The 21546-nt window shown below is 68.6% G+C and carries 19 protein-coding genes; 4 read left to right on the top strand and 15 right to left on the bottom strand.

Annotated features, from left to right (window positions below; translation table 11 throughout):
- Positions 1-53: 53 nt before the first annotated feature.
- Together OHA10_RS19590 and OHA10_RS19585 are read right to left on the bottom strand one after the other, a co-directional pair.
- Positions 54-1079, bottom strand: coding sequence for a Gfo/Idh/MocA family oxidoreductase (locus OHA10_RS19590; protein WP_371407677.1), 1026 nt, complete (start codon positions 1077-1079; stop codon positions 54-56).
- 18 nt (positions 1080-1097) lie between these two features.
- Positions 1098-1805, bottom strand: coding sequence for a helix-turn-helix domain-containing protein (locus OHA10_RS19585; RefSeq protein ID WP_371407676.1), 708 nt, complete (start codon positions 1803-1805; stop codon positions 1098-1100).
- 71 nt (positions 1806-1876) lie between these two features.
- On the opposite strand from OHA10_RS19585, the gene OHA10_RS19580 reads away from it, so the two are divergent.
- The 3 genes from OHA10_RS19580 (at position 1877) to OHA10_RS19570 (ending at position 5712) form a co-directional block, all read left to right on the top strand.
- Entirely contained in the window at positions 1877-3382 is a 1506-nt protein-coding gene (locus tag OHA10_RS19580; protein WP_371407675.1) for an FAD-dependent oxidoreductase, read from the top strand.
- Between the two features lie 18 nt (positions 3383-3400).
- Positions 3401-4537: a phytanoyl-CoA dioxygenase family protein gene (locus OHA10_RS19575; protein ID WP_371407674.1), complete on the top strand. Its 1137-nt coding sequence runs from the start codon at positions 3401-3403 to the stop codon at positions 4535-4537.
- 173 nt (positions 4538-4710) lie between these two features.
- On the top strand, positions 4711-5712 hold the full coding sequence (locus OHA10_RS19570; protein WP_371407673.1) for a Gfo/Idh/MocA family protein: 1002 nt from the start codon (positions 4711-4713) through the stop codon (positions 5710-5712).
- Here OHA10_RS19570 and OHA10_RS19565 read toward each other — a convergent pair.
- A complete protein-coding gene (locus tag OHA10_RS19565) occupies positions 5667-6410 on the bottom strand; it encodes a hypothetical protein (RefSeq protein ID WP_371407672.1) in 744 nt (247 codons plus the stop codon). The two genes, OHA10_RS19570 and OHA10_RS19565, sit on opposite strands and share 46 nt — an antisense overlap.
- A gap of 76 nt (positions 6411-6486) precedes the next feature.
- On the opposite strand from OHA10_RS19565, the gene OHA10_RS19560 reads away from it, so the two are divergent.
- A complete protein-coding gene (locus OHA10_RS19560; protein WP_371407671.1) occupies positions 6487-7362 on the top strand; it encodes a LysR family transcriptional regulator in 876 nt (291 codons plus the stop codon).
- On the opposite strand, the gene OHA10_RS19555 is transcribed toward OHA10_RS19560, so the two are convergent.
- From OHA10_RS19555 to OHA10_RS19500, 12 genes are all read right to left on the bottom strand, one after another.
- Complete coding sequence (locus OHA10_RS19555) at positions 7339-8490, bottom strand: phosphotransferase (protein WP_371407670.1); 1152 nt, start codon at positions 8488-8490, stop codon at positions 7339-7341. The two genes, OHA10_RS19560 and OHA10_RS19555, sit on opposite strands and share 24 nt — an antisense overlap.
- Before the next feature lie 371 nt (positions 8491-8861).
- Positions 8862-10364 carry a CoA-acylating methylmalonate-semialdehyde dehydrogenase gene (locus OHA10_RS19550; RefSeq protein WP_371407669.1) on the bottom strand — a complete coding sequence of 501 codons (1503 nt, stop codon included), beginning with the start codon at positions 10362-10364 and terminating at the stop codon, positions 8862-8864.
- Positions 10365-10398: 34 nt separating this feature from the next.
- Positions 10399-11433: a Gfo/Idh/MocA family protein gene (locus OHA10_RS19545; protein ID WP_371407668.1), complete on the bottom strand. Its 1035-nt coding sequence runs from the start codon at positions 11431-11433 to the stop codon at positions 10399-10401.
- Positions 11430-12290, bottom strand: a complete 861-nt coding sequence (locus OHA10_RS19540) for an ATP-binding cassette domain-containing protein (RefSeq protein ID WP_371407667.1) — start codon at positions 12288-12290, stop codon at positions 11430-11432. The genes OHA10_RS19545 and OHA10_RS19540 overlap by 4 nt, the downstream gene beginning before the upstream one ends.
- On the bottom strand, positions 12287-13333 hold the full coding sequence (locus OHA10_RS19535) for an ABC transporter permease (protein WP_371407666.1): 1047 nt from the start codon (positions 13331-13333) through the stop codon (positions 12287-12289). The genes OHA10_RS19540 and OHA10_RS19535 overlap by 4 nt, the downstream gene beginning before the upstream one ends.
- A gap of 9 nt (positions 13334-13342) precedes the next feature.
- Positions 13343-14338, bottom strand: a complete 996-nt coding sequence (locus OHA10_RS19530) for a sugar ABC transporter substrate-binding protein (RefSeq protein ID WP_371407665.1) — start codon at positions 14336-14338, stop codon at positions 13343-13345.
- 81 nt (positions 14339-14419) lie between these two features.
- Entirely contained in the window at positions 14420-15313 is an 894-nt protein-coding gene (locus tag OHA10_RS19525) for a sugar phosphate isomerase/epimerase family protein (RefSeq protein ID WP_371407664.1), read from the bottom strand.
- On the bottom strand, positions 15313-17226 hold the full coding sequence (gene iolD / locus OHA10_RS19520) for a 3D-(3,5/4)-trihydroxycyclohexane-1,2-dione acylhydrolase (decyclizing) (RefSeq protein ID WP_371407663.1): 1914 nt from the start codon (positions 17224-17226) through the stop codon (positions 15313-15315). Before iolD ends, OHA10_RS19525 begins: the two co-directional genes overlap by 1 nt.
- Entirely contained in the window at positions 17223-18122 is a 900-nt protein-coding gene (gene iolB / locus OHA10_RS19515) for a 5-deoxy-glucuronate isomerase (protein ID WP_371407662.1), read from the bottom strand. The genes iolD and iolB overlap by 4 nt, the downstream gene beginning before the upstream one ends.
- The gene (locus tag OHA10_RS19510; RefSeq protein ID WP_371407964.1) at positions 18119-19054 is read right to left on the bottom strand and encodes a deoxyribose-phosphate aldolase; all 936 of its coding nucleotides are present in this window, start codon (positions 19052-19054) and stop codon (positions 18119-18121) included. Before OHA10_RS19510 ends, iolB begins: the two co-directional genes overlap by 4 nt.
- A 659-nt stretch (positions 19055-19713) precedes the next feature.
- Positions 19714-20655, bottom strand: coding sequence for a 5-dehydro-2-deoxygluconokinase (iolC, locus tag OHA10_RS19505; RefSeq protein WP_371407661.1), 942 nt, complete (start codon positions 20653-20655; stop codon positions 19714-19716).
- Positions 20655-21536: a sugar phosphate isomerase/epimerase family protein gene (locus OHA10_RS19500; protein ID WP_371407660.1), complete on the bottom strand. Its 882-nt coding sequence runs from the start codon at positions 21534-21536 to the stop codon at positions 20655-20657. Before OHA10_RS19500 ends, iolC begins: the two co-directional genes overlap by 1 nt.
- Positions 21537-21546 lie beyond the last annotated feature (10 nt).

The raw sequence follows: 21546 nt of genomic DNA, 5'->3' as shown, positions 1-21546 counted from the left end.
GGGCACATCCTGAATGCTGGACCCGATTCCGTCGACCCACCACCCGGATTTGATCACATGATCTGCACCGGGCGGTGCTCTTCGTACGACGCCATCGCCGCCAGCGCCACCTGCAACGCGGCCCGTGCGTCCTCCCCGGTCACCGGCGGTACGCCGTTCGTCCGCACCACGTCCGCGAAGTCGGCCAGCTCCTGCACGTACGCCTCGTGGAACATCTCCTCGTCACTGCGCAGCGTCTGCTGGTGCACTCCGCCGGCGTTGTAGTGCGCGAGTGCACTGCTCGCGAGCTGACCAGCTACGACCATGCCCTCACTGCCGAAGACCTCACCGCGTACGTCGTACCCGTAGTACGACGAGAAGTTCGCCTCGGCCGTCGCGATCGCACCGTTGTCGAACCTGATCACCACGACCGCGGTGTCGATCAGTCCAGCTCCCTTGTACTCCGGTGCCACCAGCGCATCCGCCGTCGTGAAGACCTCGACCGGCCGCGCACCGGGATTGAGCCAGAGCAGGATGTCGAAGTCGTGGATCAGCGTCTCGCGGAAGATCGTCCACTGCGGAATGCGGGCGGCGTGCCGGAGGCCTCCGGGACGGCCGGGGTCGCGGGTGATCGAGCGCATCAGCCGGGGTGTTCCGATACCGCCGTCCTCGATAGTCCGGCGTGCCGCCGCGAAGTCCTTGGCGAACCTGCGGTTGAAGCCGACCTGGAACGGGACACCCGCGCGGTCGGTCGCGGCGATCGCCCGGTCCAGCTCCGCCAGCGTCAGGGATGCAGGCTTCTCACACCAGACCGCCTTGCCTGCCTCGGCCGCGCGGGTGATCAGCTCGGAGTGCGAGATCGCGAGAGACGTGATCACCACGCCGTCGAGCTCCGGATCCTTCAGCAGTTCGTCGACGGTCACCGCCGCGGCGTCGTACCGGGCTGCGAGTTGCCGGGCAGCTTCCGGCCTGGTGTCGGCGACGGCCGCCAGCTCGGCGCCGGGTACGTGCCGGGCGATATTGGCGGCATGCATCGTGCCGATCCGGCCGGCCCCGATCAGTCCCAGCCGTACCACCGGCAGCCCGTGGTCTGTGCGCATGGCTAACCCTAAAACGCTTCAGACCCGGCTGGTACGGCGATACTCCGACGGCGACTGCCCTGTCTGCGCGCTGAAGACCCGGCTGAGGTAGAACGCGCTGCGGTAGCCGGTGCGCTCGGCGATGTGCTGGAGCGTCTGGTCGGTCTCGGTCAGCAGCTCACGCGCTTTCTGCAGGCGGAGGTCACGCAGGTAGGCGACGGCGGTGATGCCGCGGACCGCTCGGAATCGTCGAGAAAGCTGCGACGGACTGATGCCTAGGACGGCCGACAGCTCGGTCAACGACAGGTCCGGTGAGGCGTAGTGCTCGTTGAGGTATGTGAGCGCGCTGTGGACCAGCGGGTCTTGCGGGGAACGGGTGCGGCGGAGCATCAGGACGAGGTCGGTGACGACGTGGGTGGCGATCGCGCCGCCGGCGTGCTCGAGCAGCTTGAGGTTGCCACGGAGCCGGTCGAGGTCGCGGACGCGGCTGCAGCCGGGTGGTGGGTCCAGTTCTGTGGTGAAGCGGGCGTGGAAGAACGACGTCCGGGTGCGCATGCGGCGGTGGAGCGTGCCGCCGGGTGGGCAGACGACGATGTCGCCGAACTTCGCGGTCCCGCGCGCGTCGGCGACCTCGTAGTCGAAGGAGCCGGCGATGGGGAGCAGCAGACACCAGGTGTCGTAGGTGTCGAAGGCCAGGTCGAACTGCGCGCGGGGCAGCGCGAGCAGGTAGCCGTCCAACTCGAGCATGGCAAGAAAGTACATGGAGATGCTCAGCAGCGATATTTTGCGTGAGCTCTGACTGTTGCAGAGTGCATGCCATGGTCGATGTCTGCGTGTACGGAGGAACCGCCGCGGGCTGTGTCGCGGCGATGACGGCGCACCAGGAAGGCGCGTCGGTGGTGCTGATCGAGCCGAGTCGCTGGCTCGGCGGGATGCTGAGCGCGGGGATCAAGCCGGCACAGGACTGCCCGGTTCCGGCCGCTGCCGGAGGACTGACCCGCGATGTCGTGTTCGGGTTCGGCAATCAACCGCACGGCGTGCTGAACGCGTTCCACGAGTGGATCACCGCGGCGGGCATCGAGGTGATCTTCGAACGCCGCGTGCGTTCCGTGAGCCGCACCGGCAACCGCATCACGTCGCTGCAACTCGAGACCTCGTCGCCCGACCGGTGGGGCGTACCGCTGCCGGCCGCCGAGTCGGTCCCGGACCGGGAGGTCCACGCGACAGTCTTCATCGACGCGTCGTACGAGGGCGACCTGATGGCTCTCGCCGGTGTCCCGTACCGCACCGGACGCGAGTCCCGGGACACGTACGGCGAGGAGATCGCGGGAGTCCGTCCGGTGACCAACTGGACGCCGATCGACCCGTACGTCGTACCTGGTGACAGCAGCAGCGGACTGCTACCGCTGATCGACGCCGACCACGGACGACCTGTTGGAGCGGCCGACGACTACACGCAGGCCTACAACTACCGCTTCTACGTGACAACTGAGCCGGAGCGTCGCGTGGCGCTCACACCACCCGACAACTACTCACCAGCCGACTACGAACTGGTCCGCCGATACCTGGAGCACGCTGACGACCTGTCCGGCATCTTCCCCGGCTGGCTCAACTCAGGCGAGTACAACTACCAGCGGGGCTCTCTGATCACCAACGCCCCGCTCGGTCTGAGCCGCGAGTACCAGGACGGCAACTGGGACGTCCGCTCGCGTATCTGGCGCCAGCACCTCGATTACCTCCGTGGACTCCACCACTTCCTCTCCAAAGACCCGTCCGTACCCGCGGCGTTCCGTGCGGAGACAGCGGCGTACGGACTGGATGGGAGCGTCTTCCCGGAGACCGACGGCTGGCCGCCACAGCTGTACATCCGGGTGTGCCGACGGCTAGCAGGTCAGTACACGATCACCCACGCAGACGTGATCAACCAGACCGAGCCGGCGGACAGCATCGGCCTCGCACTGTTCGGTGTGGATGTCTATCCGGTACGACGCGTCGCCAGCCGCAACGCATCCGGTCAGCTGGGCGTGGCGACCGAGGGCGACATGTTCATCGGCGGCCATTTGGGAACCGGCCGGCCGTACCCGGTCCCCTACCGAGCAATCACTCCGCAGGAGACCGGCAACCTCCTGGTCCCGGTCTGCCTGTCCGCCTCGCACATCGGGTACGCCGCCACTCGCATGGAACCGGTCTTCTGCGTACTCGCTGAGTCGGCCGCAGTCGCCGCCGTGCAAGCGCTCCGCGCGCAGACCGACGTACAGCAGGTGGACGTCGCCAAGCTGCAGACCCGCTTGCTCGAACGTGGACAGGTGCTTAGCTGGGGGTAGACCGAGAGGAGCCTTCTCATGTGGCTGGACCCCGCCGACGCCCGGCTCGACGACCTGCTGACCGTGCTCAAGGATCGGACCGATCCGGCCGAGTACCCACATGCGGCGAGCATCGAGCAGCAGGTTCCGGTCTACGAGGCCGCGCGGATCCGGGCCGCCGATCCGCGGACCGTTCAGACCGAGTTCGTCCGGGCGTTCGCCGACGGGCCGGGGATCGTCGTCCTGAAAAGGGCCTTCGGCAACGAAGTCGTCGATGCCGCCACCGCCGAGTTCGACCGCCTGATCGACGAGCAGCGCCGGTCCGGTGTCGCGGCCGGTGACCACTTCGCGAAGCCGGGCGCGAACGACCGGGTCTGGAACGCGCTCGAGAAGCTCGCGGTCGGTGCGCCTGAGGTGTTCACGGCGTACTACGCGAACGATCTGCTCGCGTTGGCCGCAACCGCCTGGCTCGGACCGGCGTACCAGGTGACCTCACAGGTGAACGTGGTGAACCCGGGCGGCGAGGGGCAGACCGTGCACCGCGACTACCACCTGGGATTCCAGTCCGACGAGGTGGCGGCGCGGTACCCCGAGCATGTGCATCGGCTGTCGTCCGTGCTGACCTTGCAGGGCGCCGTCGCGCACTGTGACATGCCGGTGGAGTCGGGGCCGACGTTGTATCTGCCTCACTCGCAGAAGTACGGCCTGGGCTACCTGTCCTATCGGCGGCCGGAGTTCCAGGAGCACTTCGTCCAGAACCACGTGCAGCTGCCGCTGGAGAAGGGCGATGCGGTGTTCTTCAATCCGGCGCTGTTCCACGCCGCCGGGAGCAACCACTCGGCCGATATCAAGCGGATGGCGAACCTCCTGCAGATCTCCTCCGCCTTCGGCCGCGCGATGGAGAGCATCGACCGGACCACGATGATCGAAGCGGTCTATCCCGCCCTCCTTGAGCTGGCTGATCCGGTCGCGGCCGAGAATGTCATCGCGGCAACCGCCGAGGGGTACGCGTTCCCGACGAACCTCGATCGCGACCAGCCGATCGGCGGCCTCGCGCCACAGTCCCAGGCCGACGTACTGCGGACCGCGGTCACGGAGCGTTGGCACCCGGACCAGTTGCACCAGGCGCTCGTCGAGCACGCCGGCCGGCGACAGACACGCGACACGAACGCGTGAACGTTGGGTGAACCACGTCCGGATCACGGGCAGCCGCTGTCGGGCCGGAGTGATCGTCAGGCAGGATGGCACGTTCGCTGTCCGATCCGGGAGCTACCCTTACCGGCGGAACACGCGCCTCGTGGACTGATCGCCGTACGCCGCCCGTGCGGCCGACCCTCGAAGGAGAAGGCATGGAACCGCTGCGGATCGGCATTCTCGGTGCCGCCCGGATCTCGGGCCGGGCCATTGTCGAGCCGGCCACGTTGACCGGCGCCCGGCTGGTCGCGGTCGCTGCGCGCGACACCGACCGGGCCGAGGCCTTCGCCGCCGAGCACGGTGTCGAGCGGGTGCACGCGTCGTACCAGGCGGTGCTGGACGATCCCGAGGTCGAGGCGATCTACAACCCGCTGGCCAACGGCCTGCACGGGCCGTGGAACCTCAAGGCGCTTGCCGCGGGCAAACATGTGCTGACCGAGAAGCCGTCGGCGAGCAACGCGGCCGAGGCGAGGCAGGTGCGGGACGCCGTCCACTCGTCCGGACTGGTGTTCATGGAGGCGTTCCACTACGCGTACCACCCGGTGATGCGCCGGATGCTGGAGCTGGTGGCCAAGGGTGAGCTCGGCGATCTGCAGCACGTCGAGGCGACCATGGTGATGCCTCCGCCGCCGGAGGACGACCCGCGCTGGTCGCTGCCGCTGGCAGGCGGCGCCGTGATGGATGTCGGTTGTTACGCGCTGCACGCGCAGCGGCTGTTCACGCCGTACGCCGGTGGCGCGCCGAGGCTGGTCAGCGCCCGGGCCGGCGAGCGGAAGCGGCTGCCCGGCGTGGACGAGTGGCTGAACGCCGACCTGGAGTTCCCGAACGGTGCGACCGGTGCGGTGCGGGTCAGCATGGCGGCGGAGGAGGTCGAGTTCAGCCTGAAGATCGTCGGTAGCCGCGGTGAGGCGCTCGCGCCGTTCTACGTGCTGCCGCAGCGGGACGACCGGGTGGTGGTGACGACCAAGGAGGACACCTGGGTCGAGCACCGCGGCACCCGTACGTCGTGGACGTATCAGCTGGAGGCCTTCGCCGGGGCTGTCCGCAACGGCGCCCCGGTGCTCAGCGACGCCGACGACGCACTGGCGACGATGGAGCTCATCGACGCCTGCTACGTGGCTGCCGGGATGACTCCCCGGCCGTCTTCGACCATCTGAGCGCTGCGGTCGGCGATCGCGTGCGCGAACGCCTGGATGAACGGGTGCGGTCGCGTGCCGTCGCCGGCCAGCTCCGGCTGGAACAGCGTGGCGAGATAGAACGGGTGCTCGGGTAGCTCGGCGATGCGCGGCTCGCCCTCGTCGTCGTACCCGCTGAAGACGAGGCCGTGCTCGCGCAGCAGGCCCAGTCTGCTGGTGTCGAGACCGTACGAGCAGTGGTAGCGCTCCAGCGATCGTTCGGCGCCCAGCAACGCGGCCGCCCGGGTGCCTGGGGTCACCTGGATCGCGCCCTCGTGGCCGTCGAGTGAGCACGCCATCGGGACGATCAGCAGGTCGTCCGCATCCGGGGTGCTCTCGCCGTGCTGGACGTTCGTGGCCCCGCAGACGTTGCGAGCGAACTCGAGCATCGCGTGCTGGAACCCCGCACACGTGCCGAGGAACGGGATGCCGTGCTCGCGGGCGATCCGGATCGCGGTGATCGCGCCCGCCTCGCTGCGGTACGGGCTGCCGGGGAGCAGCCAGATCCCGTCGAAGCCTTCGATCGCGTCGTCGACCAGCTCGGTCGGGATCCAGTAGGCGTCGAAGTCGAGGTTGTCGCGGTCACGCAGCCGGTCGAGGAGGCCGGGCACGCGGACGTGCGAGCGGACATGCGGCGAGCGGTCACCGACGAGGGCGATGCGTCCGGAGTAGGCGTTCATGGGTCCATCCTCACCGCGACTCCGGTATCAGCGCCAACGATGATCTCTGCACTCTGCATAAGCGATACTGATCCGCGTGGATCCTCACCTGCTGCGGACGTTCGTCACGGTCGCCGAGTGCGGTTCGTTCTCCGCCGCCGCCGAACGCCTCGGCTACACCCAGTCAGCCGTCTCCCAGCACATCTCCACCCTCGAGACCGACCTGGGCACCCCACTCCTCCACCGCCGCCCCGTCACCCCCACCCCCGCCGGCGACCGCCTCCTGGAACACGCCGCCCCCATCCTCCTCCGCCTCGACGCCGCCCGAGCCGACGTACGCCGCGCCATAACCACCCCTCTGACCAACCTCACCTTGGCCACCACCCCACTCTCCATCGGCTCCAGTGGCGACCTGTCTGCTGCATTGCGGCAGGTGCGGCGGTTGTTGCCTGGGACTGAGGTGCGGTTGACGGTTTGTGGGCGGGAGGGGGTTGTGGAGGGTGTGGCCAGCGGAGACTTTGCGCTCGGGTTGGTTGATGGAGTGGCGGCGCCCAGTGATCCGTTGCGGCTCTCCGACGCCATGCACCTGCGGACGACAGCGATCGCGCACGACGAGTTGGTTGTTGCCTTGCCCAACGATCACCCGTTGGCCGGTCGGCGAGGCCTCGCCTTGCACGACCTCGCCGACGCCCGCTGGATCGACGCACCCGACCTCGCCGCGCCGCTCCAGATCCTCCGTGCAACCACCGGCTCCAACGCCTTCCGCCCAGCCCTCACCTACGCCGGCACCGACCTCCACACCCTCCTGAGCCTGATCGCCGACGGCCACGGCCTCGCCGTCCTCCCCCGATCGGCTCCGGCTCGGGTAGCCGTCCCGCTCACCAGCCCCCGCCTGGTCCATCGAACGGAGCTCCTCCACGGCCATCTGTCCGAGCCGGCAGCGACAGCCCTAACCGCCGCACTCTCGAAGTAGCTGCTCGAGCCCCGCCCGCGTCATCGGCCGATCGAGCACCCCGACAGCCTCCCGCTCGGCAAACTCCGCATGATCGGCATCCTGCGGATCGATCGCCTCGCAGATCGCGTTGTATGCCCAGTTGAGCCACCCCGTGATCGCCACACCGAACGACGACAGCTCCAGCGCCGGCCAATCGCCGTACCCATCGCGGAACGCCGCCAGCGCCTTGGTGTTCAGAGTCGGCCGCATCACCCACTGCGTCAGCGCCGACCCCAGCTCGAGCGCAGGTGTCATCGAGCCGGCGAAGTCCCACTCCATCACGATCAGCTCGTCGTCACGCCCGAGTCGGACATGCGTCGGGATCAGGTTGCTGTTGCAGAGGATGAGCTCATCGGGATCGACCACGGTCTCGATCGTCTGCAGATCGAGCCACACCGGCAGGATCGCCTCGAGCCGATCCGCCCACTGCTTACCTCCCGTGCGCGCCCGCTCGAGCAGCTTGTCCCACTCCGACTCCGGCCGCCGCCAAACGACGTACGGATTCATCGGCATCTCGGTCGGGATCGCGAGCGCATGCAGCTTCCCGTACGCCGTACCCGCCCGCCGCGCGACTGCCGCGGACACAGGCAACGCCGGCGACGGCCCGACCTCGAGCCACTCGTGGACACGCCAGTTCTCGCCCTGCACCGGCTCGATCAGGAGCCCCCGCGGACTCCGTACCGCGACCGGCGCCGCCACCCCGACCGCAACAGCGGCGTCCTTGAGCTTGGCGCCGAGCTCCGCCTGCTCGTTGGTGATCCAGTCGTACACCGTGACCGCAAGCCACCGCCCGCGATCGGTCGTCAGCTCCCAACACCGCCCCATCGCGGTGAACGCGACAGGGCGGGGCGGGCGGAGCATCGTGCCGAGGCCGAACGACTCGGCCAGCGCCTCGGCCAACCCATCGGGTGCGGCGGGTGTCGCTGCGATGCGGCGTTCGACTTCAGCTTTCAGTGCGGGCCAATCCCGCAGTCCGTACTGGCCCGCCAGCGCGCGCTGGGCGTCCGCCAGCGAGGCAGTCGGCGAGGTCTCACGCAGTACAGCCAGCAGATCCTTGGCTTCCTTGCGCAGGAACTCGATGGTCGGCCGATCCGGCAGCAACTTCATGAAGCGTCCTCTCCGGCCCGGACTCGCACGGGCAGGCAGAGAGAGGAACGTGAGGTGGCTTCCAGCCTTCCGGCGAGTCTCGACGCGTCCTCACGACGCCCTCAAGAAGTTACCCAACCTCACCTCGCCGGTCAACGGCCGCTATTTCCGCGCCTGTTTGGTGGGCGGGATGATCGCGCTGTCGTTCGGATTGGGTTTCGGCTGTTTGGGTTGCTTGGGCTTGCGGACCTCACGTCCGCCTTTGTTCTTCGCCATGACGCACTCCGGGGCTCGAGGATCGCGGATCTCGGACGGGCCGACGGCCCTGCCTGCACCGCGGTACTCCTCATGCCCCGGGGGTCGTCTTCGACGCTACACCCAAAACCCGCCTTTCAGTCGTGCGTCGGGAAGCCGAGGTTGATCCCGCCGTGCGACGGGTCCAGCCAGCGCGAGGTGACGACCTTGCCGCGGGTGAAGAAGTGCACGCCCTCGGTGCCGTGCGCGTGGGTGTCACCGAACAGCGAGTTCTTCCAGCCGCCGAACGAGTAGTAGGCCATCGGGACCGGGATCGGCACGTTGATACCGACCATCCCGACCTCGACCTCGTTCTGGAACCGCCGTGCCGCGCCGCCGTCGTTGGTGAAGATCGCCGTCCCGTTGCCGTACGGGTTCGAGTTCACCAGGTCGAGCGCCGAGTCGTACGACGCCGTCCGCAGGACCGACAGCACCGGGCCGAAGATCTCGTCGGTGTAGATCGACATCTCCGGCGTGACCTTGTCGAACAGCGTCGGGCCGAGCCAGAAACCGTCGGCCGCACCGTCGAAGTCGCCCTCGCGCCCGTCGACGACCAGCTCGGCGCCTTCCTCGACACCGGCTGCGACGTACCCGGCGACCTTGTCGCGATGCGGACCGGTGACGAGCGGTCCCATGTCGCAGCCGCGGGTCCCGTCGCCGGTCTTCAGCTTGCCCATCCGCTCCTTGATCTTGCCGATCAGCTCGTCCGCGATCGGCTCGACCGCGACCAGCGCGGAGATCGCCATACAGCGCTCACCGGCCGAACCGAAGCCGGCGTTCACCGCCGCGTCGGCAGCCAGGTCGAGGTCCGCGTCCGGCAGCACGATCATGTGGTTCTTCGCGCCGCCGAGGGCCTGCACCCGCTTGCCGTTCCTGGTGCCGTTCTCGTAGACATAGCGAGCGATCGGGGTCGAGCCGACGAACGAGACCGACTTGATGTCCGGGTGCTCGAGCAGCCGGTCGACGGCCTCCTTGTCGCCGTGGACGACGTTCACCACGCCGTCCGGCAGACCGGCCTCCTTCCACAGCTCGGCCATCGCGTTCGCCGCCGACGGGTCCTTCTCGGACGGTTTGATCACCACACTGTTGCCACAGGCAACAGCGATCGGGACGAACCACATCGGCACCATGGCCGGGAAGTTGAACGGCGAGATCACCGCGCAGACACCGAGCGGCTGGCGGATCGAATACACGTCGACCTTGGTCGACACGCCCTCGCTGAATCCGCCCTTGAGCAGGTGCGGGATGCCGCAGGCGAACTCGATCACCTCGAGACCGCGGGTCACCTCGCCGAGCGCGTCCGACAGCACCTTGCCGTGTTCGGCGGTGATGATCTGCGCGATCCGCTCCTTGTCGCGGTTCACCAGCTCGCGGTACGCGAACAGGACCTGGGCGCGCCGGGTGAGCGACGTCTGCGCCCATGCCTTGGAGGTCTCGTGAGCCACCTTGACGACCTCGTCGACGGTCGCCGCCGACGCCAGGTCCAACTCACCGGTGACCTGGCCGGTCGCCGGGTTGTAGACCTTGCTGGTCCGCTCGGCCACGCCGGTCCACGGGCTGCCGCCGACGAGGTGGGTGATGCGCTTGATCTCAGTACTCACGATGCTTCCTCACTGCCGGATTGCTGAAGGTGTTTCATCCGAGGACCTTGCTGCGGTCGGCCAACGTGACGTCTACCGGTCTACCAGAACCGAGCGATTCGAGGGCCGCCTCGCAGACGGCGGCTGCGGCGTACCCGTCCCAGGCGCTCGGCCCGTCGATCTCACCGCGCACGGTGGCATCGACCCAGCGTTGCACCTCGATGTCGTACGCCTGCTCGAACCGCACCCGGAAGTCGGCCGGCATCGCGCCGCCCCACTGCCCGCCGGCCCGGGTGAACACGCCCGACCCCAGCCCGATCGTCGCGCTCCCGCGCTCGGCCACCGCCTCACACCGGACCTCGTACCCGACCTGGAAGTTCACGAACACCTCCACGTCGGCCATCGCGCCGTTCGCGAGCTCGAACAGCGCCAGCTGCGGATCGAGTACGCCGTCCGCCACGAGGCTCGTCGGCTGCGGCGTACGCACGGTGATCCGGGTGATCTCCGAGTCGAACAACCAGCGCGCGACATCGACCTCGTGGACCATCGAGTCCCGCACGATCATCTCGCTCCGGAACGTCGGGGCGGCCGACTTGTTCCGGTGCACGTTGTGCAGCACCAGCGTCCGGCCCAGCTCACCCGAATCGAGCAACTGTTTCAAAGCGGCGTACTCCGGGTCGAACCGGCGCATGAACCCGACCTGGATGAGCTGCCGGCCGACCTTGTGCTCGGCCTCGACCACCCGCAGGGCCGACTCGGCGTCCATCGTCAACGGCTTCTCGCACAGCACCGGCTTCCCGTGCTCCAGGCACGCGAACAACTGCTCGGCATGGGCGAAGCCCGGCGACGCGAGGATCACCGCGTCGACGTCGTCCGCCGCGATCAGGTCGAGCGGGTCCTCGACCACCCGCACGGACCCGGCCAGACTCGTCGAGCCGACCGACAGCGCGCCGGCCAGTGCCTCGGCCCGGGCCAGATCGGCGTCCGACACCGCGACCAGGCGGGCTCCCGCCGTCTTCCGCACGATTCGCTCGGCATGGTCGGCGCCCATCACCCCCACGCCGACGATCCCGACCCGCAGATCGCTCATCTGTCCTCCTGCCGCTGCGATTCATTCTCCACGACCAACTCGGGGTTGACGCTGCGCAGTTCATGGCTCAGCGCCTCCAGCTCGGACCCGCCCGCCATCTCGGTCGTCAGCTGCTCCAGCGTGATCTCCGACCGATGCGTGTCCAACGCGACGCGGCCCAGCTTCAGTACGACGAAGTGGTTCCCGACCAGGTAGGCGTGGTGCGGGTTGTGGGTGATGAAGATGACCCCGATCCCGGCGTCGCGCGCCTTCACGACGTACTTCAGCACCACGCCCGACTGGTTCACGCCGAGCGCCGCGGTCGGCTCGTCGAGGATCAGCACCTTCGCACCGAAGTGGATCGCCCGCGCGATCGCGACACACTGCCGCTGACCGCCGGACAACTTCCCGACGGGCTGCTCCAGGTCGGGGATCGAGATCCCCATCTTGGTCAGCTCCTCCTGCGCGATCCGCTTCATCTTCGCCGAGTCCAGCTGCCGGAACGGGCCCTTGGTGATCTCGTTGCCGAGGAAGAAGTTCCGCCAGACCGACATCAGCGGCGCCAGCGCGAGGTCCTGGTAGACGGTCGCGATGCCGCTGTCGAGGGATTCGCGGGGCGAGCCGAAGTGCCGCTCCTCGCCGTTCACCGACATCCGGCCGGACGTGTAGTCGTGCAGTCCGGCGATGATCTTGATCAGCGTCGACTTCCCCGCACCGTTGTCGCCGAGCACACAGGTGATCTCGCCCTGCCGGACCGACAGCGACACCCCGCGGAGCGCGTTGATGTTCCCGTAGCTCTTGCCGACGTCCTCGAGCAGCACGATCGGGCTGTTCGGGCTCGCCGAGGCCTCGTCCGCGAACGACTCCGTGGTGCTCATCGTGCCTCCGCCTTGTTCTTGACGACGAGGTTGACAATGGTTGCTAGTAGCAACATCACGCCTAGGAACGCCTTGAACCAGTCCGGGTTCCAGCCGGCGTACACCACGCCGAGCTGGACCATCCCGAAGATCAGCGCACCGATCGCGCCGCCCACCACCGATCCGTAGCCGCCGGTGAGCAGGCACCCGCCGACGACCGCCGCGATGATGTACAGGAACTCCTTGCCGACGCCCTCACCCGACTGCACCACGCCGTTCTGCACGAACAGCAACTGCATACCGGTGAACCAGGCGAAGAACCCGACCGTCATGAACAGCCCGATCTTCACCTTCCGGACCGGTACGCCGACCGCCCGCGCGGCCGCCGCGTCGCCGCCGACCGCGAAGATCCAGTTGCCGATCTGGGTCTTCAGCAGCACCCAGGCCGCGATCGCGACGAACACGATCCACCAGACGACGATGATCTTGATGGTCACGCCGCCGAGCTTGAACTCCGAGGCGAACAGGGCCTTCGCCGCGCTGAAACCGTCCATGTCGCTGATCGAGTTCGACGCGACGGCGCCGGAGGCGAGCCGGGTGACGGCGATGTTCAGCCCTTGCAGGATGAAGAACGTGCCCAGCGTCACCAGGAAGCTGGGCAGTCCGGTCCGCATCAGCAGCCAGCCGTTGAACGTGCCGATCGCCAGCGAGAGCGCCAGCGCGACGATCACACCGACCCAGACGTTCACGCTGAACTGGTACGCGAACAGACCCGCCGTCAGACCGGATGTCGTCACCGCGACACCCGCCGACAGGTCGAACTCGCCGCCGATCATCAGCAGTGAGACCGGCACCGCCATCACGCCGATCAGCGCGGCCTGGTACAGGATCGTGCCGGTGTTGTTGATCTCGCGGAACGGCGGCGCGGCGATCAGGAAGAACACCAGGATCACGGCCGCGCCGACCAGCGATCCGATCTCCGGCCGGCTGAGCAGCCGGGCCCCGAGGGACCGCGCGGAGACGCGGTCGTCGGCCGAAGCCGGTGATGTGATGGTCGATGCCATGGCGTTACCTCAGCGGGTCCCGGCTTCGGCGAACTTCTGCACCGCCGCGATGTTGGACTTGTCGATGAACGCCGGCCCGGTCAGCGTGGCCTCGCCACCGCCGATGGTGTTGCCGTTGGTCTTGTAGAGCCAGATCGCGTCGATCGCCAGGTAGCCCTGCAGGTATGGCTGCTGGTCGACGGCGAACTGCACCGTGCCATCCGCGACCGCCTTGGCCATCTCCTTGCTCATGTCGAAGCTGCCGATCTTGGCCGACGACCCCGCGTCCTTCGCCGCCTGTACGGCGGTCAGTGCGATACCGGCGTTCAGCGCGACGACGTAGTCGGCGGTCTTGTCCTGCTGCAGCTTCGAGGTCAGCGTCGCCTGCGTGCCCGGCTGGTCGGTGCCGTTGACGTTGACGTTCTCGGTGGTCGGCAGCTTGTCCTTGATGCCCTGGCAGCGCGCCTCGAGGCTGACGTTGCCCTGCTCGTGGATGACGCAGAGGACCTTCTTGGCGCCGAGCTGCTTGAGCTTCTCACCGGTGGCCTGGCCGGCGATCCGCTCGTCCTGCCCGAAGTACCCGAGCGCTCCGGTGGTCTTCCACTGGTCGAGGCCGCCGTTCAGGATCGTCACCGGGATCCCGGCCGCGATCGCCTTCTTGACGTTCGGGATCACCGCGTCGGGCTTGTTCAGCGTCACGGCGATACCGTCGACCTTGGAGTCGATCGCGGTCTGCACGAGGTTGGCCTGTGCGGCACCGTCCGGGTCGGCGGAGTACTGCAGCTCGATGTTGTCCTTCTTCGCGGCCGCCTCGGCGCCGCGCCGGACGATGTCCCAGAAGGTGTCGCCGGCCCCCGAATGGGTGATCAGGGCAACCTTCATACGCGGGGTGTCGGCGACGTTCCCGCCGCTGCCGCCGGAGCTCTGCTCCGACTGCTTGCCCCCGGACGAACTGCACGCCGCCAGTGCCGCGGCGAGCGCGACCGCGGCAACCGCGGCCACCGCCTTCTTCTGCCACCGAACCATGACTTCGACCAGCCTTTCAGATGTACCGCGGCGAGTCCGCGGACTTGCGTGGGACCAGAGAGTGTCACACTCCGCCGGTCGTCAGCTCGATACGGCACCCCCGAGTGCGGTGAGATATGCCAACGTCCGCTCGGCGATCGGCAGCGGTACGTCGGGCGGGCACGGGTACATGTCCTGCTCGACGATGGCGAACACGTCGTTGTCGAGCTCGGCCAGCGCATCCAGCACGGGCGGCAGCTCGGGTACGCCGTTCGGCGGCTCGCACATCACGCCCCGCCGTACGGCCTCGTCGACGCTCAGGCCCTCGGCGTCGACCTCGGCCAGGATCTTCGGATCCACCTGCTTGAGGTGGAGGTAGCCGATCCGCTCCGGGTACTTGCGGATCAGCTCCAGGTTGTCGCCGCCGCAGTAGCTGATGTGACCCGTGTCCAGGCACAGGTTCACGTAGGCCGCGTCGGTCTCCTCGAGGAGTCGCTCGACCGTGTCCTGGGTGTCGATGTGGCCGTCCGCGTGCGGGTGGTACTGCGTCTGCAGGCCGAACTCCTCCGCCAGCCGACGACCCAGCTCGGTCACCGCCTGCCCGTGCCTGGCCTGACCCTCGTGGTCCAGACGCTCCTCGACGATCTCGCCGTTGTCACCACGCCACATCGACGGCATCACGACCAGGTGCTTGGCGCCCATCGCGGCGGTCAACTCGGCTGTCTTGACGACGTCCCGCCAGGTCGACTCCCAACCGTCGGGACGGTGCAGCTGCTCGAACGTCGTACCGGCGGTGATCGTCAGACCGCGGCTGTCCAGTTCGTCCTTCAGGCGCACGGGATCGATCGGCAGGTAGCCGTACGGCCCGAGCTCGATCCGCTGGTACCCGGCCGCGACGACCTCGTCGAGGAACCGGGTCCACGGGGTCTGCTTCGGATCGTCGGCGAACCAGACTCCCCACGAGTCAGGCGCCGTACCGATGCTGATCCTGCCCATCAGCTGTCCCCCTCGACCGGAGCGAGGTACGGGTGCTGGGCCTTCTTGCTCTCCTCGTACGCCGCCCGCGCCGCCGAGGTCGACTCGAGGGTCGACACCTCGCTGACCGGAACGTCCCACCAGGACTCGCTGTCCGGGCCGCCGATCAGCGGATCGGTGGTGACGTGGATCGCGATCGGTCCGGTCGCGGCCTTCGCGGTCTGGATCGCCTTCTCCAGCTCGGCGCGGCTGTGCACGTCGAGCACCTCGACGCCGAAACTGCGAACGTTCGCGGCCAGGTCGACCGGCAGGTAGTCGCCGTCGAGGCGGCCGTCGCCGGTGCGTTTGCGGTACGCCGTGCCGAACCGTTGCGAGCCGAGCGATTCCGAGAGCGCACCGATCGAAGCGAATCCGTGGTTCTGGACCAGGACCACGATGATCTTGAGGTTCTCCTGGACCGCAGTCGCCAGCTCGCTCGACATCATCAGGTACGACCCGTCGCCGACCAGCACGAACACGTCCCGATCGGGTGCGCCCAGCCGTACGCCGATGCCGCCGGCGATCTCGTAGCCCATGCAGGAGTAGCCGTACTCGACGTGGTACCCCTTGCCGTCCCGGGTCCGCCAGAGCTTGTGCAGGTCTCCCGGCATCGAGCCGGCCGCGCAGACGACGACGTCGCGCGGGTCGGACAGCTCGTTCACCCGTCCGAGCACCTCGCCCTGGGTGAGCAGGCCCTCCGCGAGCTTCTCGGTCACCTCGGCCGGTGGGTTGTAGGTCCGCTCGACGATCGCGTCCCACTCCTGCGCGAGCCGGCGCGTCTCGTCGCGGTACCCGTCGTCGACCGACCAGCCGTCGAGCTTCGCCGTCAGGGCGGTCAGCGCCTCGCGGGCGTCGGCCACGACCGGCAGACCGGCGTGCTTGCCGCCGTCGAACCTGGCCACGTTGATGTTCACGAACCGTACGCCGGGATTCTGGAACGCGGTCCGCGACGCGGTGGTGAAGTCGCCGTACCGGGTCCCGATGCCGATCACCAGGTCCGCGGTTGCGGCGATCGCATTGGCGGCCGTCGTACCGGTCGAGCCGATCGCGCCGACGGACTGCGGGTGGTCGTACGGCAGGGATCCCTTACCTGCTTGGGATTCTCCGACCGGGATCCCGGTCGCTTCTGCGAAGGTCCGGAGTACGTCGTTCGCCCCGGAGTACGCCACGCCGCCGCCGGCGACGATCACGGGACGGCGGGAGTTGCGGATCAGCTCGGCTGCGCGGTCGAGGATGGTTGTCTCGGGCAACGGGCGGGCGACGTGCCACTCGCGCTCGGCGAACAGCTCCTCGGGCCAGTCGAACGCCTCCGCCTGGACGTCCTGCGGGAGCGCGAGGGTGACCGCGCCGGTCTCGACCGGGTCGGTGAGGACTCGCATCGCGTTCATCAGCGCGGACGGGAGCTGCTCGGGGCGGCTGACCCGATCGAAGTACCGCGAGACCGGCCGGAACGCGTCGTTCACGCTGATGTCGCCGGCGCCGACGTTCTCCAGCTCCTGCAGGACGGGTGTCGCGACTCGCGTCACGAAGGTGTCCGACGGCAGCAGCAGGACCGGCAGGCGGTTCACCGTCGCCAGCGCAGCGCCGGTGATCATGTTGGTCGAGCCGGGGCCGATGCTCGCCGTACAGGCGTAGGTCTGCAGGCGGTTGGTGGTGCGCGCGAAGGCTGCCGCGGTGTGCACCATGGCCTGCTCGTTGCGGGCCAGGATGTAGGGCAGCGCCTTCGGGTCCTCGAGCTCGGACTGCAGGAGCGCCTGTCCGAGCCCGGCGACGTTACCGTGGCCGAAGATGCCCAGGCAGCCGGCGATCACCCGCTGCCGGACGCCGTCCCGCTCGGAGTACTGGACGCTCAGGAAGCGTACGAGGGCCTGGGCGACCGTGAGGCGGACCGTCATGAATCTGCTACTCCTTGTCCGAAAGGCAGGCGCGGATCGATGTGCTGGGAGTTCCACAGCTCGCGGACCCAGGCGTGCTGCGGGTCGTCGGTGATCAGCCATTGCCGCTCCGTGCCGGGGCCGGCCATCACGTTCAGGTAGTACATGTCGTAGCCGGGCGGCGCCATCGCCGGGCCGTGCCAACCGTGCGGGACGAGCACCAGGTCGCCGCTGCGCACCTCGGCCAGCACGTCGATCGGCCGGTCGTCGGTCCCGTAGACCCGCTGGTAGCCGATCGGATCGTTGCCCTTGACACCTTCCGGTACGTCGTCGGACAGCTGCAGCTCGAAGTAGTAGATCTCCTCGAGCTCGCTCTCCTTCCCCGGCCTGTGCTCGTCGTGCTTGTGCGGCGGGTACGACGACCAGTTGCCGGCCGGCGTGATCACCTCGCAGGCGATGATCGAGTCGGCGTCGAGCACACCCGGTACGCCGAAGTTGCGGACCTGCCGCGAGGCGACGCCCGCGCCGCGCAGCTCGGTCTCGACGTCGTCGGCCGCGATCCGCTGGAACGGCAGGTCCTTCGCCGCCTTGGCGTTCGGGAACGCGATCCGGGCGCCACCGGCGCTGACGACCGCGAACGTCGTGTTGCGTGGGACATAGGCGAGGTCGGTCGGGCCGGCGAAGACGTCCGCTCGCCCGCCGAGTGGGACCGAGTCGCCGTCGATGATGACCTCGGCCGATCCACTGAGCGGGAGTACGACGTACTCGCAGTCGCCGGTGTCGATCTCCACCGACTGCCCCGGAAGCAGTGTGCGGATCGAGAGGCCGGTGTGATGCCAGTCGGGCTCGCCCGGGCGGACCATCAGCTCGAAGCCCTCGTGCGCGGTCGACCCCGCGGGTCGGAACCACTCGGTCATGCGGCACCTCCGTGGACGAGCATTGCGGCGTGGTCGACGGCTGCGGCGACGTCGCCGTCGGGTGGGAACAGCAGCGCCCGGCCGACGACGAGGCCGCGGACCGAGGGCAGGCTGAGCGCCTTGCCCCACGAGGCGTACGTCGCCTCCGGGGCGACGGTCGGGTCGCCGCCGAGCAGGAGGGTCGGGAGGGTCGTTGCCTCCATCACCCGATCCAGTTCGTCGACGACCGGGAGTTTGAGCCAGGTGTACGCGCTGGTCGCGCCGAGGGCGGAGGCGATGTGGATCGACTTGATCACCGAGTCCGGGTCGAGCAGGTTCGTCACCCGGCCGTCCTCGGCGCGGGTCGACCAGAAGGGTTCGACCATCGCCATCAGTTTGTGCTCGGCCAGGCCGGTGACGGCGGCGGCGCTGGACTCGAGCGTGGCCACGGTGCCCGGGTCGTTGAGGTCGATACGGGTCAGCATCTTGCCGCCGTCGAGCCGGCGGGCGGCGATCTCGTCGGCGGTTCGGTAGGCGGTGAAGCGGTCGTCGACCTCGAACGCTGCGCCTTGCAGGCCGCCGCGGTTCATCGAGCCGATGACGACCTTGCCTTCTAGCGCTCCGAGGAGCAAGAGGTCTTCGAGGATGTCCGGGGTCGCGAGCACGCCGTCGACGCCGGGGCGCTCCAGGGCGGTCATCAGCCGGGCGATCAGGTCCGGCCGGCTGGCCATCGCCATCCGATCTCCCCTGACCCCGAGCGCCCCACGCGCCGGGTGGTCGGCGGCAACAATCAGCAGCCGCCCGTCCTCCCCCACCAACGCCCGGGTCCGCCGCCCCTGCCAAGCCTCAGCCAACCGCTCCGGATGCCGCACCCGAATCTCGGTCAACTCCGCCAACCGATCCCCATACCCCCGCCACCGCTGCAGCCCCGACTGCTCAACAGGCAGCTCCATACCCCCAATCACCGTAGTCTGCCCATCCCCCCACACCTGCCGCCCACCAGCCTGCCCCACGGGCTGCTGCGCGGACTGCTGTACGCCGGACTCCCCCGCGAACTGCTGGACGGGCTGCTGTACGCCGGACTCCCCCGCGAACTGCTGCACGGACTGCTCCACGCCGGACTGCTGCACCGGCTGCTGCATGGGTCGCTCTACCGTCGGATCATCCGACCCAGGCCCCGAATGTGCCGCTCCCACCGAACCGCCCGGGCTACCCGAGGCGCCCGTGCCCGGCGCGCCTGGTGTGTCTGACGGCTGGGCGATGACTGTCGCCTCGTCCTGCCAGGCCGGAGCCCCGCCCTGCGCGGGGACGGTTGGCCCCGGGCGCTCGGCACGAACCGTCGGATCGTTCGCCCCGGCGCCCGGGCGCTGCACGACAACCGTGGGGTCGTTCGCACCCGTCTGCGGCGCGAACGGCGAATCACTCGCGGCCGGCCGATAGGCGACCGTGGGCTCGTCGGCACCCGGGTGGGCCGTGATGGTGGGGTCGTTGGCGCCCGGGTGGGTTGTGATGGTGGGGTCGTTGGGGCCTGGTTCGTAGATGGTTTCTTCGGTGGGGCGTTGGATGGGGATGGCGCGGGCGGTTTCGTCGTAGTCGTCCTGGTCGCGTCTGGTCATGAAGGATCACCCAGTTTGGAGAGGACTTCTTCGGTCGTCGGCATGGCGGTGGAGCATTCGAGGCGGGAGGCGACGATGGCGCCGGCGATGTTGGCGAAGCGGATGATCTTCTCGAGCGGCCAGCCGGACAGCAACCCGTGGCAGAGCGCACCGCCGAAACCGTCACCGGCCCCGAGCCCGTTGACCACCTCGACCGGGTACGGCGGGACCTCGACGCGCTCGTCGCGGGTACGCGCCAGCGTGCCGCGCGGCCCCTGCTTCACCACCGCAAGCTCCAGCCCCCGGTCGAGCAGCGCCTGCGCCGCCTTGTCCGGATCCGTCTCCCCGACGGCGACCTCACACTCCTCACGGTTGCCCACAGCAACCGTGCAGTACTCCAGCGCCCGCGACACCTGCTCGTGCGCCTCGCTCGGATCCGCCCAGAACATCGGCCGGTAGTCCAGATCCAGCACCGTGATCGGCCGCCGCCCGCGCGCCTCCCACGCCGCGAAGTGCGCCGACCGCGACGGCTCCGCAGACAACCCGGTCACCGTCGACCAGTAGATCCGCGCCTCCCGGATCGCGTCGAGGTCGAGCTCCGACGGGTTGATCACCAGGTCCGGCGCCTTCGGGAACCGGTAGAAGTACAGCGGGAAGTTGTCCGGCGGGAAGATCTCGCAGAACGTGATCGGCGTCGGCAACCCGTCCACCGGCGAGACGAACCGGTCGTCGACCCCGAGCTCACCCAGCGTGCGATGGATGAACGTACCGAACGGATCGTTCCCGGTCCGGCTGATCACCGCCGACTTCCGCCCGTGCCGCGCCGCCGCGACCGCCACGTTCGTCGCGCTGCCGCCGAGGAACTTCCCGAACGACTCCACGTCCTCGAGATGCGTCCCGGCCTGCAGCGGATAGAGATCGACGCCGATCCGCCCGATCGTCAGTACGTCGTCCACCATCAGCCCCGACCCGCAATCTCACGCAGATGCGCGATGCTCGCCCGTACGTCGACCACCGGTCCCTCGTCGGTCGGTCGCTCCGGGAGGATCGTGTCCTGCTCGAGCACGTACCAACCGTCGTACCCGGCCCGCTCGAGCGTCCCCACGATCGTCGCGATGTCGATGTCGCCCGCACCCAACGGGCGATACATCCCCTGCCGTACGGCGTCCGTGTAGCTGACCGAGCCCGCCTGGACCCGCGCAGCCCACGTCGCGTCGACGTCCTTCAAGTGTGTGTGCCGCACACGATCCGTGTGCTCGACCACGAGCGCGACCGGGTCGACCCCGCCGATCAGCAGGTGACCGGTGTCGAGCGTGAGCCCGATCGACGAGCCGCTCAGCACGTGCTCGACATCAGCGGCGTTCTCGACCATCGTCCCGACGTGCGGGTGGATCGTCGCGAGCACCCCACTCGCCGCCGCGAGCATGGCCAGCTTGTCCAGGTTGCCGAGCAGCGTGCTCCAGCCGGCCTCGTCGAGCACCGGACGATCGTCGTACCCGTCCCGCCCGGTCGCGGCTGCGAGCACCAGCGTGGTCGCACCCGCGGCAACGAAGCCCTCGAGTGCCGCGGCAACCGCGGGCGACGGGTCGTACGACGGATCGTGCAGCACGACCGGCACGAACCCGCCGACCGCTCGAAGACCCACATCTGCCAGGGTTTTCGCCTTCTCGGCCGGATCGTCCGGAAGAAACCCGTCCGGACCGAACTCGGTCGCCGCCAGGCCGACCTCCCGCATCTCGGCCAGCACGGTCTGCGGGTCGTACTGCCAGCCCCACCCGGGGACCTCGCACACCCCCCAGGAGATCGGCGCTCCCGCGATCCGGTGCACCAAGTCAGTCATCGGCCGCTCT

Origin of the sequence: Kribbella sp. NBC_00662 (assembly GCF_041430295.1) — a bacterium.
Lineage (GTDB): Bacteria > Actinomycetota > Actinomycetes > Propionibacteriales > Kribbellaceae > Kribbella.
This window is presented reverse-complemented; position numbering and strand designations above follow the sequence as displayed.